General features: G+C 35.4%; 10 protein-coding genes. All 10 read left to right on the top strand.

Going from position 1 to position 16,533, the window contains the following annotated elements; translation table 11 throughout:
* The first annotated feature begins 130 nt into the window (after positions 1-130).
* Positions 131-3,238 carry a SusC/RagA family TonB-linked outer membrane protein gene (locus tag QO200_RS17575; protein ID WP_371542816.1) on the top strand — a complete coding sequence of 1,036 codons (3,108 nt, stop codon included), beginning with the start codon at positions 131-133 and terminating at the stop codon, positions 3,236-3,238.
* Positions 3,239-3,252: 14 nt separating this feature from the next.
* Positions 3,253-4,770 carry a RagB/SusD family nutrient uptake outer membrane protein gene (locus tag QO200_RS17570; protein ID WP_371542814.1) on the top strand — a complete coding sequence of 506 codons (1,518 nt, stop codon included), beginning with the start codon at positions 3,253-3,255 and terminating at the stop codon, positions 4,768-4,770.
* Positions 4,771-4,788: 18 nt separating this feature from the next.
* Complete coding sequence (locus QO200_RS17565; protein ID WP_371542811.1) at positions 4,789-5,670, top strand: hypothetical protein; 882 nt, start codon at positions 4,789-4,791, stop codon at positions 5,668-5,670.
* 146 nt (positions 5,671-5,816) lie between these two features.
* Positions 5,817-6,863, top strand: coding sequence for a glycoside hydrolase family 16 protein (locus QO200_RS17560; protein WP_371542808.1), 1,047 nt, complete (start codon positions 5,817-5,819; stop codon positions 6,861-6,863).
* Positions 6,864-6,955: 92 nt separating this feature from the next.
* A complete protein-coding gene (locus QO200_RS17555) occupies positions 6,956-7,798 on the top strand; it encodes an endonuclease/exonuclease/phosphatase family protein (protein ID WP_371542805.1) in 843 nt (280 codons plus the stop codon).
* An 8-nt stretch (positions 7,799-7,806) separates the two neighbouring features.
* The gene (locus QO200_RS17550) at positions 7,807-9,264 is read left to right on the top strand and encodes a glycoside hydrolase family 30 beta sandwich domain-containing protein (RefSeq protein WP_371542803.1); all 1,458 of its coding nucleotides are present in this window, start codon (positions 7,807-7,809) and stop codon (positions 9,262-9,264) included.
* An 18-nt stretch (positions 9,265-9,282) separates the two neighbouring features.
* Complete coding sequence (locus tag QO200_RS17545; RefSeq protein ID WP_371542843.1) at positions 9,283-10,743, top strand: glycoside hydrolase family 30 beta sandwich domain-containing protein; 1,461 nt, start codon at positions 9,283-9,285, stop codon at positions 10,741-10,743.
* Between the two features lie 106 nt (positions 10,744-10,849).
* On the top strand, positions 10,850-12,589 hold the full coding sequence (locus QO200_RS17540) for a cellulase family glycosylhydrolase (protein WP_371542800.1): 1,740 nt from the start codon (positions 10,850-10,852) through the stop codon (positions 12,587-12,589).
* A gap of 205 nt (positions 12,590-12,794) precedes the next feature.
* Positions 12,795-15,020 (top strand): beta-glucosidase BglX, encoded by a 2,226-nt coding sequence (gene bglX, locus QO200_RS17535; RefSeq protein ID WP_371542798.1) that lies wholly within the window; start codon positions 12,795-12,797, stop codon positions 15,018-15,020.
* A 29-nt stretch (positions 15,021-15,049) separates the two neighbouring features.
* Positions 15,050-16,533: MFS transporter (locus QO200_RS17530; RefSeq protein WP_371542795.1), on the top strand; the 1,484-nt coding region annotated here is incomplete at its 3' end.

Here is a 16,533-nt window from a genome sequence, read left to right as displayed (position 1 = left end):
TGATGTGTTTTTGTAAAGCTAAATTTTGAGCGTTGATGTGTTTTTGTAATGAACTATAAATGATAATACCAAAAAAAAACAGGTATTATTGCAGTAAATAACTAAATAATTAACCAAAAATTATAGAAAAATGAAATTAACGAAATTACTTATTTTTTGTTTTTCATCAATACTATTCTCAGTTTATGCACAAGCGCAAGATATTGTAGTGAACGGAATAGTCAATGATGAAACAGGAATGCCAATTCCAGGAGCATCAATTTTGCTGAAAGGGAGTACTCAATCTACCTCTTCGGATTTTGATGGAAAGTTCCAATTTAAAGCTCCTACTAATGGAATCTTAATGATTAGCTATATTGGATATGCTACGATTGCAGAACCTATTAAAGGTCGATCTTCCATTACTATTAAACTGGTTTCACAATCACAAGATTTAAACGAAGTGGTTGTTGTAGGGTATGGTACTCAAAAGAAAAGTGTTGTTACTGGAGCTATTTCTAGTATCAAGGCGTCAGACCTAGAAGATTTGCCTATTACAAGAGTTGAACAATCCTTGCAAGGTAGAGTTTCAGGTTTAACTATTGCAGCAAACTCTGGACAACCTGGTTCCTCTGCAACAATACGTGTTAGGGGGATTACTACTTTCGGGAATAACGAGCCACTTTGGGTTGTTGACGGAGTTGTGGTAGATTCTGGAGGAATAGGTTATTTAAATCAATCGGATATTGCTTCTATAGAAGTTTTAAAAGATGCCGCTTCTCAAGCAATTTATGGTGCGAGGGCTGCAACAGGTGTGATTTTAGTAACTACTAAAAAAGGTAAATCTGGAAAGGTTAGTGTGAATTATAACGGTTACACCGGTATATCTGCTCCAGCCAGGAAATTAGATTTGTTAAATGCAACGCAATATGCAACGTTAATGAACGAAGCTTCTGTAGCGGGTGGTGGTGCAATTAAGTTTGCAGACCCAGCTTCATATGGTACTGGTACAGATTGGCAATCGGCTATTTTTAACAATAGTGCTAAACGTGTAGGTCATGAATTAAGCTTAAGCGGTGGAAATGAGGTTTCAACGTTCTATCTTTCATTTGGTCTTTTGGATCAAGAAGGAATTGTTGCTACTGATATTTCTAATTATATTAGAAAAAACATTAGGTTAAATTCTACACATAAAATAACTAAGAAAATTACTTTTGGTCAAACATTAGGTTATTCTAGAGAGAAAAGTGTTGGAGTTGGAAATACCAATAGTGAGTTTGGCGGAGTCTTAAGTTCTGCAATTAATTTAGATCCTCTAACACCAATCGTTGAAACAGATCCTATTCTTGCTAATCAATCTCCTTATACAAATAGCGGTGCTATTAGAGATGCTAATGGGAATCCTTATGGTATTTCATCTAATGTAGGTCAAGAAATGTCTAATCCATTGGCATATATTCAAACGAAATTAGGCAATTACGGTTGGTCTGATAATTTTGTGGGAAATGCTTATTTAGAAGTGGAACCTATAAGTGGTTTAAAAATACGTACGACTCTTGGTGGGAAATTAGCGTATTGGGGTAGCGAAAGTTTTACTCCTGAATCATACTTAAATGCTTCAAGTATTGTTGCTAGAAATAATATATATAGAAGTACTAATACTGGATTTGGTTGGAATATTGAAAATATTGCGTCCTATTCTAGACTTATTAATAGTCATAATTTTAGTGTTTTAATAGGTCAAGGTACTTATGTTGATAATATTACAAGCGGTAGTGGAGTGACCTATTATGACATTCCTGTAACTAATTATAAAGACGCTTCATTTAATTATAGTGTAGCTACTGATCAAGTTACTGCTTTTGCGTACACGGGATCAGAACATATTGTAACCTCTTTATTTTCAAGATTAAATTATGATTATAAGGAAAAATACTTGGTGACAGGTATTATCCGTAGAGACGGTTCTTCAAGATTTGGATCAAACAATAAGTACGGAACTTTTCCATCGTTCTCTTTAGGTTGGGTAGCTTCAAAAGAAGATTTTTGGAAAGAAAACAACGTAATCAGTCAGCTGAAATTTAGAGGAGGTTACGGAGTAACAGGTAATGATGCTATTGGAGATTTTAGATATTTAGCTACAATTGGCGGAGGAAGAAACTACACTATTGGGAATTCAGGTTCTGTAACTATAGGTAATAGTCCTAATGCTCCTTCAAATCCAGATTTAAAATGGGAAGAGACTAGTCAGACTAATATAGGTTTTGATGCCACAATTTTTAATGACTTTAACCTTGCGGTAGATTTATACGATAAAAAAACAACAGGTATTTTGCAAGATGTTATCATACCCGGATATGTGGGTTCAACGGGGAATCCTGTCGGTAACGTTGCTGATATGCAGAATAAAGGTATCGATTTTGAATTGGGGTACCGCAAAACGGTGGGTCAGGTAAATATGTCTATTAACGCTAATGTATCTTATTTAGATAATAAAGTTACCAATTTAGGTAACGGGGTTGATTTCTTATCAGGAGGCCAAACCATTCAGTCTAGTACTTATCCTATTACAAGAGTGCAAGTAGGACAACCATACAATGCCTTTTACGGATTTAAAACAGCAGGTATATTCCAAAATCAAACTGAAGTAAATGCATACACAAATGCTAGTGGAGGATTGATTCAACCTAATGCAGTTCCAGGAGATTTCCGTTGGAAAGATGTAAATGGAGATGGGCAAATCACATCAGATGATAGAGAGTTTTTAGGAAGTCCAATACCTAAATATACTTTTGGTTTTACTATCAATTTAGATTACAAAAATTTCGATCTATTAGTTTTTGCACAAGGTGCTAGTGGTAATAAGATCTTTCAAGGTTTACGTAGGTTAGACATTGGAAATGCTAATTTTCAAACTACTGCATTAGGTCGTTGGACAGGAGAAGGAACTTCAAATACTTTTCCAAGGTTGACTACAGATGACACGAACAAAAACTTTAATAACCCATCTGATTTTTATTTAGAAGACGGTGATTATTTAAGATTTAAAACGGTTCAGTTTGGTTATACATTGCCAAGTGATGTCATTAATAAAGCTGGTTTACAAAAAACAAGAATTTATTTAACAGCTGAGAACTTATTCACTTTCACTAAATATTCTGGATATGATCCTGAAATTGGTGGAGGAGTAATGGGAATTGATAGAGGATTTTATCCACAAGCGAGAACATTCATGCTAGGTGTTAATTTACAATTTTAATAAAAGATATTATTATGAAACTTAAAAATATAAAATTTTCACTTATTGCTTCTGTTGTGATTTTTTCAGCGACATCATGCAGTGAGGAATTTTTAAATGTGGAACCAAAAGGGACGGCATTAGAAGGTAACTATTATACTAACGAAGCAGAAGCTTATTCAGGGCTTGTTGCAGTTTATGACGTTTTAGGGAAGCAATCCAGAGGATTTGAAAATATGATTTGTATGCTAAATGCTGGGTCAGACGATTTTTATGCTGGTGGTGGTGGAGCTACAGATGGCACAGGAATGCAATCTTTTTCAGATTATTCAATAAGTGCAGTGACCATACCTTCTAGTTATTGGAATGATTTTTACCAAGGGATTTTTAGAGCAAATATTTTACTTCAAAAACTACCTACTGTTCCGATGGCAGATGCTGCTAAAGCAAGATTTACTGCGGAGACTAAAGCATTACGTGCTTATTATTACTTTGAGCTAGTTAGAACATTCAAAAATATTCCATTGATCACTGAGCCAATTTCAACTAGTGAGATTTATAACATTACGCAATCAACTTCAGATGTTGTTTATGCTCAAATAGAGAAAGATTTAACGGAAGCATTACCTAATCTACCTACTTCAATCACTGATATAGCTAATGAAGGTGGTCGCTTTTCACAAGGATCAGTGCAGGCATTGTTAGGGAAAGTGTATTTATATGAAGGGAAAAAGACTCAAGCCGCTGCGGCATTGGCTTTAGTTAATGGAACTCCCGGAGGGACAAGTATTTATGGTTATAAATTACTAAGTAAATTTTCAGACTTATGGACTATAAGCAATAAGTTTAATACGGAGTCAATTATCGAAATTACGAGTACTGACAAAAGCAATGCAGATTGGGGTAATTGGGGTTCAGGTTCAGATGAGGGAAATAGTGTTAATGTTATGGTTGGACCAAGAAATTTTTCTAGACCAACTGGTTCTACTGCTCCAGATTATGCTTCGGGCTGGAGTTTTAATACAGTGACTCAAAGTTTGTACGATGTTTTAAAATCTGATCCACGTTTTGATGCTACGATTGTAGATATGAAAGCATTAAAAGCTGCAGGACAAGCAGATTATTCTCCTGGATATAGAGATACAGGCTACTTTTTGAAAAAATTTATGCCATTAACAACGGATGTGTCTACAGGAGGAGGTGCAACTGTTTTGAATTATAAACAAGATGTATATGCGATTCGACTAGCGGATACTTATTTAATGGAAGCAGAGGCACTTGGCGCTACTGGTGCAAGAGCACAAGCATTATTAGATGCTGTAAGAGCAAGAGTAGGTCTAGGTTCAGTACCAGTTTCTATCGATGCAATATTACTAGAGAGAAGAATGGAATTAGCTGGAGAAGGACACCGTTGGTTTGACTTAGTACGTACAGGAAAAGCAGCTTCAGCATTGGCGAGTAAAGGTTTTACAGTTGGTAAAAATGAAATCTGGCCTATTCCTTTGAAAGAATTGGAAAACACAAAAATTGTACAAAACCCTAATTATAACTAAGCGCTAAAACATATAATTATGAAATTAAATATCGTTTTAAAAAGAAGTATTTACCTAATGTTTGCTATGGCAACATTAGGGTCGCTGACTAGTTGCCAGCCCGACACTATAGGAGAAGGAAACGGATTAACGGATACTAATGTAGATGCAACATTTACAATTACTCCAATTGCAGGAAAAACAAATACTTATCAATTAATGGCTCAAACGCAAAGTGTAATTTCCTCAAAATGGGATATAGGTGACGGCTTGTATATGGGAAAAATGAATGAAGAAATTTCATTGCCAGATGCAGGAACTTACCAAATAAAGCACGTTGCAATAGGAAGAGGTGGGGCAGAAAATACAACTACGAAAGAAATTGTGGTTGCTACTTCCGACCCTTTAAAAGGGAATTTAGTACAAGGCGGTACTTTTGCAGATGCAACTGATTATGCAAAATGGACCGTTATGAATTTAAGCCCATCAGGTGCAGCAAAATGGACTTTTAAGACTGGTAGTGCTACTATAAATTCTAATGGTGGCTGGAGTCAAGAGGCTATCTATCAAGCGATAGATGTGGTAAAAGATAAAGAGTATAAAATTGATATGCTGGTTTCTTCACAAAATGGTTCTGATGAAACTTGGTTTGAAGTATATGCAGGAACGACAGTACCTGTGCTAGGGGTTGAATATAAAGACAATAAAGTTATGGGGTTAAGTACTTGGGACGGATGTGCTAAAGCTGCTTTCTCCGGAAAATTATCCGTGGTAGGTTGTGTGAAAAATGACTCTGGGTCTATTTCAAACGTAGTTAAATTTAGTCAAACAGGAAAGATATATCTAGTAATTAGAAGTGGCGGAAATGTCTTTACTAGCAGTGGAATTACGGTTGCAAAAGTAGAGTTGAGAGGGGTTTAATAGAACTTTAAAAAAGAGGCTATTTCGAGTTGAAATAGTCTCTTTTTATAAAAAAAGGAGTAAAAACTATTTGAATTAGAGGTAGTAATATAGGTACCTATAAAGAGTTTTAATTCGTGGTTTTAATAAATTAAAATTATATCACAATGAGAAAATTTATATTGTTTTTAAGCCTAATCAGTCTTTTTTCGTGCAGTAGTAGTAACACAGATCCTGAAGTGATAGTCGTAACACCATCGAACCTGTCAGTTTCTGCAACGGTTGTAGGTGCTGATGCTCAAAATCCTAACGGTGATGGCAGTGGAACTGTAAATTTTACAATTACGGCAACCAATGCGACATCGTATAAAATTTTACTAGGTAATGGAGTGACTAAAGAACTAACAGATGGGAACCTTGCTTATACTTATTCAACAGCTGGTACAAATACCTATGTTATATATGTGTCTGCATACAATTCTGGAAAATTTGTTTCTACTTCAATTACAATAAAAGTTTTAGTAGGCACATCATTGGTTTGGTCAGATGAATTTAATGTGGATGGAGCTCCTGATGGCACTAAATGGAATTTTCAAACCTGGGATCCAGGTTATGTTAATGACGAACTTCAATCTTATACCAGCCGTGCAAAGAATATAAAAGTTGAAGGTGGCGTTTTGAAAATCACAGCATTTAGAGAAGATTATGGTAAAGGGAAGTTTACTTCTGGAAGAATAGAAAGCAATGGAAAATTTGAATTTACTTATGGTACAATTGTGGTAAGAGCAAAAGTGCCTACTGGAGTTGGGACGTGGCCAGCTGTCTGGATGTTAGGCGGTAATATTGGTAGTGTAGGATGGCCAGCTTGTGGAGAGATAGATATTTTAGAATCTGTGGGAAAAAATTTAAATCAAAATCACTCTTCGTTGCATTCGCCAGGAAGATCAGGAAATACACCTGATACAGGAATTATAAAAGTCCCTAATAGTAATACAGAATTTCATATTTATAAAGCAAATTGGACTGCTACTGATATTAAGTTTTATGTTGATGATGTCTTGTATTATACTTTTCAGAATTCGGATAAATTCCCATTCAATAAGAACTTCTATCTAATAGTAAATTTAGCCATGGGAGGCATTTGGGGAGGGGATGTTGATCCAAATTTCACATCTTCTACATTTGAAATTGATTACATAAGAGTTTATAATTAGTTTATTGTTTTTGGTTAGTAGATTCTTCATCAAGAGTTTATATTCAAATTTGGAAAGGAACTCTAATGAAGAATTAATTAATAGTATAGAAAATGAATTGTATCAAAAAAGTAATTATTCCAATAATTTTCATGTTAGTGAGTGTTGTTTCTAATGCGCAATCATTAAAAGTAATGGCGTACAATATCCGTTTGGATGTAGCTAGCGATGGAGATAATAATTGGAATCTGAGGGCAGTTTTTTTTACATCTCAAATACAATTTTATGCTCCTGACATTTTTGGAATTCAAGAAGCATTGCCTAATCAAGTTTTGGATATTTCTAATGCACTGCCTTCCTACAATCACATTGGGTTAGGTAGGGAAGAAAATGGGCTAGGAGAGTCTTCAAACATTTTTTATAATAAAAATAGATTGGAGATTAAAAAGAGTAGCACTTTCTGGCTTTCTGATACTCCAGAAAAAGTTTCAAAGGGTTGGGATGCAGCTTATAATAGAGTTTGTACCTACGCTTTATTTAAAGATGTAAAAACAAAACAATTGTTTTGGGTTTTCAATACACATTTAGACCACATTGGGGAAGTAGCTAGGAACAAAGGGCTAAGTCTTATCATGACTCGAATTGCTCAACTCAATACTAAAAAGTATCCAGTAATTTTCATGGGAGATTTGAATTCTGAACCTACCGAAAATAGAATTATAGCATTAAAAAATACAATGGATGACTCCAGAGAAATAACTAAAGAAAAGCCTTTTGGACCTTTAGGAACATTCAATAATTTTAAGCACAACGAAGCAGTCAACAAAAGGATTGATTATATTTTTCTTTCTAAGAACAGTATTTTTAAAGTAAAAAAGTACGCGGTTTTAAGTGATTCAAAAGATTTAAAATATCCATCAGACCATCTGCCTGTTTATGTAGAAATAGACTTTTAAATAAAAACATGAAAACTATAAAAAATACTATGAAAGCTTTCTTTTTATTAATCGTTTCGGTGATGATTTCAAAATGCTCACCGTCTAGTGATACCGTTAGTCCTACACCAACTAATCCCACGCCTGTAACGGTTACTAACGAGGTTGATTTTTGGTTGACCAAAGGGAATCAAAGCAGTATGCTCCAAAAACAAACAGGAGTTTTAGCTTTCAATACGACTTATAACACCTATCCTAATATAACAGTTGATGAAGCGCAAACTTTCCAAACAGTAGATGGATTTGGATATACCTTGACAGGAGGAAGTGCTCAGGCAATTAATCAATTAAATGCTAGCAAAAGAAAAGAGTTATTAGAGGAATTATTTGGTACAAGTAGCACTTCTATTTCAATTAGCTATTTAAGATTAAGTATAGGAGCATCTGACTTAAATGCAACGGCATTTACTTATGACGATATGCCCGTTGGACAAACAGATCTAAATCTGACTAATTTTAGTTTAGCTCCTGATAAGACGGATTTAATCCCTATGCTTAAAGAAATCATTGCAATCAATCCTGCTATTAAAATTATGGCAGTGCCATGGTCTCCGCCAGTTTGGATGAAGGATAATGGTAGTTTTATAGGCGGTAGTTTGCAGCCACAGTATTATAGTGTATATGCAAAGTATTTTGTAAAATATATTGAGAAAATGAAAGAAGAGGGAATAACTATTGACGCTATTACTCCTCAAAACGAACCGTTACATCCTGGAAATAATCCTAGTTTATTGATGTTAGCGGCACAACAAGCTGATTTCATTAAAAATCATTTAGGGCCTGCTTTTAAAGCGGTAAACAGTAAAGTAAAAATCGTAGTATATGACCATAACTGTGATAAGCCTGAATATCCTATTGCTATTTTGAATGATAGTGGTGCAAACTCGTATGTTGATGGTTCAGCATTTCATTTATATGCTGGGGATATTAGCGCGCTGTCGACTGTTCATAATGCTTTTCCAAATAAGAATGTTTATTTCACGGAGCAGTATACTTCCTCATCAGGGAGCTTTGATGGAGATTTAAAGTGGCATGTTAAGAATGTTATTATTGGATCAATGCGGAACTGGAGTAAAATAGCCTTAGAGTGGAATTTAGCAAATAATAGTTCTTTTGGTCCACATACTCAAGGAGGTTGTGATTCTTGTAAAGGAGCTTTAACAATAAATAGTAGTGAGAGTTTTTCTAGAAATGTGGCCTACTATATTATAGCGCACGCTTCAAAGTTTATTCCTGATGGATCAATCAGAATAGCTAGTAATACTGTAGGTAATTTAAATAATGTGGCGTTTAAAACTACTGCAGGTAAGAAAGTTCTAGTACTAGAAAATGATGGAACTACAAATGAGATTTTTAATATTAAGTATAATGGAAAGTGGATTGCTACATCTCTGGACGCAGGAGCAGTAGCAACTTACATTTGGTAAAATAACATAAAAAAGATGATGAAAAAAATTACAACAGCGGCACTTTTAACGGTTACACTTTTTGCTTTTTCGCAACAAAAGAAGCAAGTTAAGACGATACCTTTTTCTATAAATAATAGAACCGTTACAGTTTATACTTCTGCAGATAGCACAGACTTGAGACTAACAAAAACAGATGTAAACTTAAAATTCAAAGATTTAAAACAACCGCTTGAAACACAATTTTGCGTTTTTGTAAATCCAAGCAAGACCTTTCAAACCTATTTAGGTATTGGAGGAGCAATCACTGATGCAAGTGCTGAGGTTTTTGCAAAATTATCCAAGGAAAGTCAGGCAGAATTTTTACAAGCTTATTATGATAAGGAAAAAGGAATAGGGTATTCTATTATTAGAACTAATATTCACAGTTGTGATTTTAGTTCAGAGAGTTATACTTATGTAGATGAGGGAGATGCTGCTCTAGAAAGCTTTAGCGTTGCGCACGATAAAGAATTTAGAATTCCATTAATTAAAAAAGCAATTGCAACCGCAGGAGGGAAAGCAACTGTTTACGCAAGTCCATGGAGTCCACCCGCTTTCATGAAAGACACGAAGGATATGCTACAAGGAGGTAAGTTATTGCCGGAATTTTATCAATCATGGGCAAATTATTACGTGAAGTTTATCGATAGTTATGCAAAAGAAGGAATTCCAGTATGGGGGCTAACGGTTCAAAACGAACCTATGGCTAAACAAACTTGGGAGTCTTGTATTTATACCGGTGAGGAAGAACGTGATTTTGTTAAGAACTTTTTAGGGCCAACATTGCAAAAAGCAGGACTTAAAGATGTAAAATTGACTGTTTGGGATCACAACAGAGATTTATTATCCCAAAGAGCAAGTGCTGTGCTTGATGACCCCGAAGCTGCAAAATATGTATGGGGTGTTGGATTTCATTGGTATGAAAAATGGAGTGGTGGAGAATCGATGTTTGAAACCGTTGGAAAAGTCCACGAGATGTACCCAGATAAAAATTTACTTTTTACTGAAGGTTGTGTTGAAAGTTTTGATAGCAAAAATTTACAACTTTGGGCAAATGGAGAACGTTATGGAGAATCTATGATTCATGATTTTAATAACGGTACCGTAGGATGGACAGATTGGAATGTACTATTGGATGAAAATGGAGGTCCAAATCATGTGGGTAATTTTTGCTTTTCGCCTATACACGGAGACACAAAAACGGGTAAATTGATCTACACACCTTCTTATTATATGATTGGTCATTTTTCTAAATTCATTGGGAAAGACGCCAAAAGAATTAGTAGTGTTTCTAGTAGAAGTGCATTACAAACAACTGCTTTCTTAAACCAAGACGGTAAAGTAGTAACGATTGTTATGAATAAAACGGATAAAAACTTAACATACAATTTGTGCATTGGTACAAAAGCAACTGAGGTTACTATTCTTCCTCATGCAATTCAAACATTAGTTTTCTAAATTAATTTTCTTGAGTCTGGATTATTTCTCGATACAATTTTTCATTAGTGAAGATGTATCGAGAGTTAACTATGCTCAACAGTTATAACCATGAAATAATTATTACATGAAAAAAATACTAGTAATACTTTTTGTATTTCTTTCGATCTCTGTCTTTTCTCAAGGATTTTTGCATCGAAACGGACAAAATATAGAAGATGGTAAGGGGCAAAATATTGTGCTTAGAGGTTTAGGTATTGGCGGTTTGATGGTGCAGGAAGGATATATGTTAAAGACATCGGCTTTTGCAGGTCCACAGCGTGAAATTAAGCAAAAAATTACTGATTTAATTGGAACTGAAAATACAACTGAATTCTACAATGCTTACAAAGAAAATGGATTGACAAAGCGAGATGTAGATTCACTTGCTGCCTGGGGATTTAATTCTATTCGATTGCCCATGCATTATAATCTTTACACTTTGCCTATTGAGCAAGAGACTGTTTTGGGAAAACAAACCTGGCTGGAAGAAGGTTTTAAAAGAACTGACGAATTGCTAAGCTGGTGTGCTGCAAACAAAATATACTTGATTCTAGATTTACATGCGACTCCAGGAGGTCAAGGAAAAGATGCTAATATATCAGATTACGATCCATCTAAACCATCGCTTTGGGAAAGTACAATTAATCAGGATAAAATGGTTGCGTTGTGGGAAAAATTAGCAGCTCGTTACAAAGACAATCCATGGATAGGAGGATATGATATTATTAATGAACCCAATTGGAATTTTTCTGGAACGAATCAAAACGGCTGTGATGAAAAGCTAAATGCCCCTTTGAGAGCCTTGCAATTAAGAATTACAAAAGCAATCAGGGCTATCGATACGAACCATTTAGTTATTATTGAAGGGAATTGCTGGGGAAATAATTACAATGGAATTTTTCCGTTGTGGGATGATAATATGGCATTGAGTTTCCATAAGTATTGGAATAAAAATGATGTAGGTTCGATTCAAACGATGTTGAACTATAGAGCACAATTTAATGTCCCAATTTGGATGGGAGAAGGAGGAGAGAACTCTAATGTTTGGTTCCAGGAAGCTATTTCTTTATTAGAATCAAACAATATAGGTTGGGCCTTTTGGCCAATGAAAAAAGCAGAAAATACTGCAGGAGTTACCTCAGTAAATAAGCCAGCGACTTATGATGCGCTTTTGGAATATTGGGAAAAGGGTGGGGAGAAACCTACTGTGGCTTCCGCCAAAGCGACCTTAATGGAATTAGCGAATAATTATAAGTTAGAAAACACTGTGATTAAGTATGATGTTATTGATGCGATGTTCAGACAAGTACACACTACAGATACTAAGAAATATACGACGCACATTGTACCTGGAAAAATATTTGCCACCGATTATGATTTAGGTCAAAATGGGTATGCCTATTTTGATACTGATGTGATCAATTATGACGGAACTAAATTTACCAAATGGAATAAGGGGGGTGTTATGAGAAATGATGGCGTCGACATTGAAGTTTGTAACGATGAAATCACTAATGGTTTTGATGTGACTTTTATTGAAGATGGAGAATGGTTACAATACACAATTGATCTGGACAAAGCTCAAACTTTTGACATTGCGATTCGATTCTCCAGTAAAAAAGCGGGTGGTAAATTGTTCTTAGAAGATGAAAAAGGAAACAAATTGTCACAAACGATCTCAATTCCTGGATCTGGAGCAGTAGCTAAATGGGATACAGTTGTACTAAAGAGCGTTACTTTGAAGCAAGGGATTAATAAAGTGAGAGTACACTTTATAAAGGGAGATTTTAATTTTAATTATTTAGAATTTATAAAAACAAAGTAAGCTAATTAATCAATTGGTCAGGCATTCGCTTTTAAAAAGTAATTTTTAGCCAAGTCCTGAAGCGTGGGGATGTCAAATTGAGAAGAAAAAAATTAGTTACCAGAACTAAATTTGTGCCGACTTTCTTTTAATTTTTTTGCAGAAAGTTAAAAGCGGAGAGCTCAAAAAGGATAAAGGGTGTAAGACAATATTAATAATTGAAGAAATGAAAAAAATAACAACACTATTGTTTTTAGCAGTAACGGCATTAGGTATTGCTCAGCAAAAAACAATTGATCAAAAGGTAAATGCTTTACTAAAGCAAATGACAATTGAGGAAAAAATAGGACAGCTCAATCAATATACTGGAGACAATCAAGCTACAGGTCCTATTACTATAAATGCAAATAAAGAGAAAGACATTAAGGACGGTCACGTAGGTTCGATGTTGAATGTCATTGGGACAAAATACACGAGACAATATCAGGAATTAGCAATGAAGTCTAGGTTAAAAATTCCTTTGCTGTTTGGTCAAGATGTGATTCATGGCTTTAAAACTACTTTCCCTATTCCTTTGGGTGAAGCGGCAAGTTGGGATTTAGATGCTATGGAACTTTCTGCTAGGATTGCTGCAACTGAAGCGGCTGCTAGCGGAATTCATTGGACTTTTGCACCTATGGTCGATATTGGTCGTGATCCTCGTTGGGGTCGTGTAATGGAGGGGGCTGGTGAGGATACTTATTTAGGTTCTCAAATTGCCGCTGTTCGAGTAAAAGGTATTCAAGGGAAATTAGGAGACGTCAATTCGGTTATGGCTTGTGTTAAACATTTTGCTGCTTATGGCGCTGCTGTTGGCGGGCGAGATTATAATTCAGTTGATATGAGTCCGAGAATGCTTTGGGAAACCTATTTACCTCCTTTTAAAGCGGCCTTAGATGCTGGAGCGGCTACATTTATGAATTCATTTAATGATTTAAATGGGATTCCGGCAACGGGGAATAAATACTTGCAAAGAGATATTTTAAAAGGGAAATGGAATTTTCAAGGTTTTGTAGTTTCTGATTGGGGTTCTATAAGTGAAATGGAAAGCCATGGTTATGTGAAAAATAAGAAAGAAGCCGCCTTAGCTGCTATACTTGCCGGAAGCGATATGGATATGGAAGGGAATGCCTATCGTTATCATTTAGCCGAATTAGTGAAGGAAAATAAGGTGCCAATTGCGCTGATTGATGACGCCGTAAAAAGAATTTTGCGTAAAAAATTCGAATTAGGATTGTTTGAGGATCCTTATAAATTTTCAAATGTAGCTCGTGAAGAAAAAGAGCTAAATAACCCAGAGCATAGAAAAGCGGCAAGGGATATTGCGGCAAAAAGTATCGTTTTATTAAAAAACGAAAATAGTATTTTACCCTTATCTAAAACAACTAAAACAATTGCTTTTATTGGACCATTGGTAAAAGAACATAAGCAAAACATGGGCTTTTGGGCAGTCGAATTACCCAGTTTAGATTATGACAAAGAGGTAGTTTCTCAATGGGAAGGCATGCAAAATAAAGTAAGTAAAAACACCAAATTACTCTACGCTAAAGGTTGTGAAATAGAAGGAGATAATAAGGATGGTTTTGCTGAGGCAGTTGCTGTAGCAAAACAAGCAGATGTGGTTGTACTAAGTATTGGCGAAAGCTGGAATTTGAGTGGAGAGGCTAAAAGTCGCAGCAATATCCACTTGCCAGGAGTGCAAGAAGAACTTGTTAAAGCTATTCAAGCAACAGGTAAGCCAGTAGTGGTGTTAATTAATGCAGGGAGACCACTTATTTTTAACTGGACTGCTGATAATGTTCCGGCTGTAGTTTATACGTGGTGGTTAGGTACTGAAGCAGGTAACGCTATTGCTGATGTGCTATTTGGAGACTACAATCCTTCGGGGAAGTTGCCTATGAGTTTTCCAAGAGAAGAGGGTCAAATTCCTATTTACTATAATCATTTTAATACAGGAAGACCTGCGCCAAATGAAACGGCGACTAATTATGTATCTGCGTACATTGATTTAAAAAATAGTTCTAAGTTTCCTTTTGGTTACGGATTGAGTTATACAACTTTCGAATATTCTAATTTAAAACTTTCGAAAAATAAAATAAAAGACAGTGAAACAATTGAAGTTACTTTAAACTTAAAAAACTCAGGAAAAGTTGCTGGAGAAGAAGTGGTTCAGTTGTACCTAAGAGACAAAGTGGGTTCAGTGGTGAGACCGATAATTGAGCTAAAAGATTTTCAGAAAATAAAATTGAATGCAGGAGAAACAAAAGAATTGAAGTTTAGGATTGGCAAAGAAAAGTTGTCATTCTATAATAATGAATTAGAATGGGGAACTGAACCTGGTGATTTTGATTTGATGATTGGTGCCTCTTCTGAAGATATCCGTTTGAGAGATAGTTTTGAATTATTAAAATAACACACTAAAACTTAAACCAACTATTAATTATGAATTCAGAAAATTCACAAACAAAATGGGGACAATTTATCCCTTTAGCCATAGTATTCTTCTTTTGGGGATTTGTAGCTGCCAGTAATGATATTTTAATACCCGTATTTAAAAAAGCATTTGATTTGTCACAAGGGGAGAGCCAGTTGGTTTCTTTGGCATTTTACATTGCTTATACAGTAGGCTCTCTAATCTATATGGGAATTTCTCTTTTAATAAAACAAGATATCGTCAATAAGATTGGGTATAAAAATGGATTGTCCTTAGGATTGGCTATTTCTGCACTGGGAACATTGCTGTTTTATCCTGCGGCTAACATGGGTTCTTTTCCATTAATGTTATCTGGCTTGTTCATTGTTGCCTTGGGTTTCTCTTTACAACAAACTGTTGCAAATCCACTGGCAATCGCTTTAGGTCCATTAGCCACGGGATCGCAACGTTTAACAATGGCAGGAGGGATTAATAATCTTGGAACTACCATTGGTCCTCTGATTGTGAGTTTTGCTATTTTTGGAACAAATGTAGCGGGCAGCACTGAGATGAGTATTGAAAGTGTGAAAATCCCCTATTTAGTATTGGGATTGGCTTTTCTAATTGTAGCAATCTTATTGAAATTTTCGTCACTTCCAGAAAAACCAAGAGCAATATTAGAAGTGATAGATGAAGCGGCTGTTTCAAAAAAATCAGCCTTGCAATACCCTCAATTGGTTTTAGGGATGGTAGCCATTTTTGTATATGTTGGTGTTGAGGTATCTACTGCCAGTAATTTACCGGCCTATATGGAAAAACATTTAGGGTTTTTGACTCAAGATGTAGCTCCTTATATTTCTTTGTATTGGGCGAGTTTGATGATTGGTCGCTGGACCGGAGCTGTTGAAGCGTTTACTAATGATATGAGTCTGCGAAGAGTACTGCGTTTTTTGGCTCCTTATTTGGCTTTTGGTGTGTTCTTAGCTGTAAATGCTATTGCTAAACATGATTTGACGCCATTCTATATTTATGGTTTAGTTATTTTGGTATTAATTGCCGCTGACATTGCTAGTAAGGGAAATCCTGCCAGAATGCTGCTTATTTTTTCGTCCTTAGGAATAGTGGTGCTTTTAATAGGAATGGGGACAAGCGGAATGGTTAGTGTATATGCTTTCACTAGTGTTGGTTTATTCTGTAGTACGCTTTGGCCTTGTATCTTTACATTGGCGGTAAGCGGGTTAGGAAAGCACACGAGTCAAGGGAGTAGTTTCTTAATCATGATGATTATGGGTGGTGGAATTGTAAGTTGGTTGCAAGGATCCATTTCAGAAGTTATCGGTATCCAAAACAGTTATATTGTAGGCGTTTTATGTTTTAGCTATTTGGTTTTTTATGCTTGGAAAGTTAGTGGTATTCTTAAAAGTCAAGGAATTAATGGATCAAGTCTAAATGTTGTGGGGAAATATATAAATAACGACTTTTGCAATTATAAAATATGTCTCAATGCAAGATT

The sequence above is a fragment of the Flavobacterium sp. Arc3 genome (assembly GCF_041431375.1).
GTDB lineage: Bacteria > Bacteroidota > Bacteroidia > Flavobacteriales > Flavobacteriaceae > Flavobacterium.
Note: the sequence above shows the minus strand (reverse complement) of the source record. Positions and strands in the feature narration are given on the sequence as shown.

Bases quoted from the DNA above. Each gene is read 5' to 3' on its own strand.
- QO200_RS17575 (WP_371542816.1), top strand. From the start codon at position 131: ATGAAATTAACGAAATTACTTATTTTTTGTTTTTCATCAATACTATTC.
- QO200_RS17570 (WP_371542814.1), top strand. From the start codon at position 3,253: ATGAAACTTAAAAATATAAAATTTTCACTTATTGCTTCTGTTGTGATT.
- QO200_RS17565 (WP_371542811.1), top strand. From the start codon at position 4,789: ATGAAATTAAATATCGTTTTAAAAAGAAGTATTTACCTAATGTTTGCT.
- QO200_RS17560 (WP_371542808.1), top strand. From the start codon at position 5,817: ATGAGAAAATTTATATTGTTTTTAAGCCTAATCAGTCTTTTTTCGTGC.
- QO200_RS17555 (WP_371542805.1), top strand. From the start codon at position 6,956: ATGAATTGTATCAAAAAAGTAATTATTCCAATAATTTTCATGTTAGTG.
- QO200_RS17550 (WP_371542803.1), top strand. From the start codon at position 7,807: ATGAAAACTATAAAAAATACTATGAAAGCTTTCTTTTTATTAATCGTT.
- QO200_RS17545 (WP_371542843.1), top strand. From the start codon at position 9,283: ATGAAAAAAATTACAACAGCGGCACTTTTAACGGTTACACTTTTTGCT.
- QO200_RS17540 (WP_371542800.1), top strand. From the start codon at position 10,850: ATGAAAAAAATACTAGTAATACTTTTTGTATTTCTTTCGATCTCTGTC.
- bglX (WP_371542798.1), top strand. From the start codon at position 12,795: ATGAAAAAAATAACAACACTATTGTTTTTAGCAGTAACGGCATTAGGT.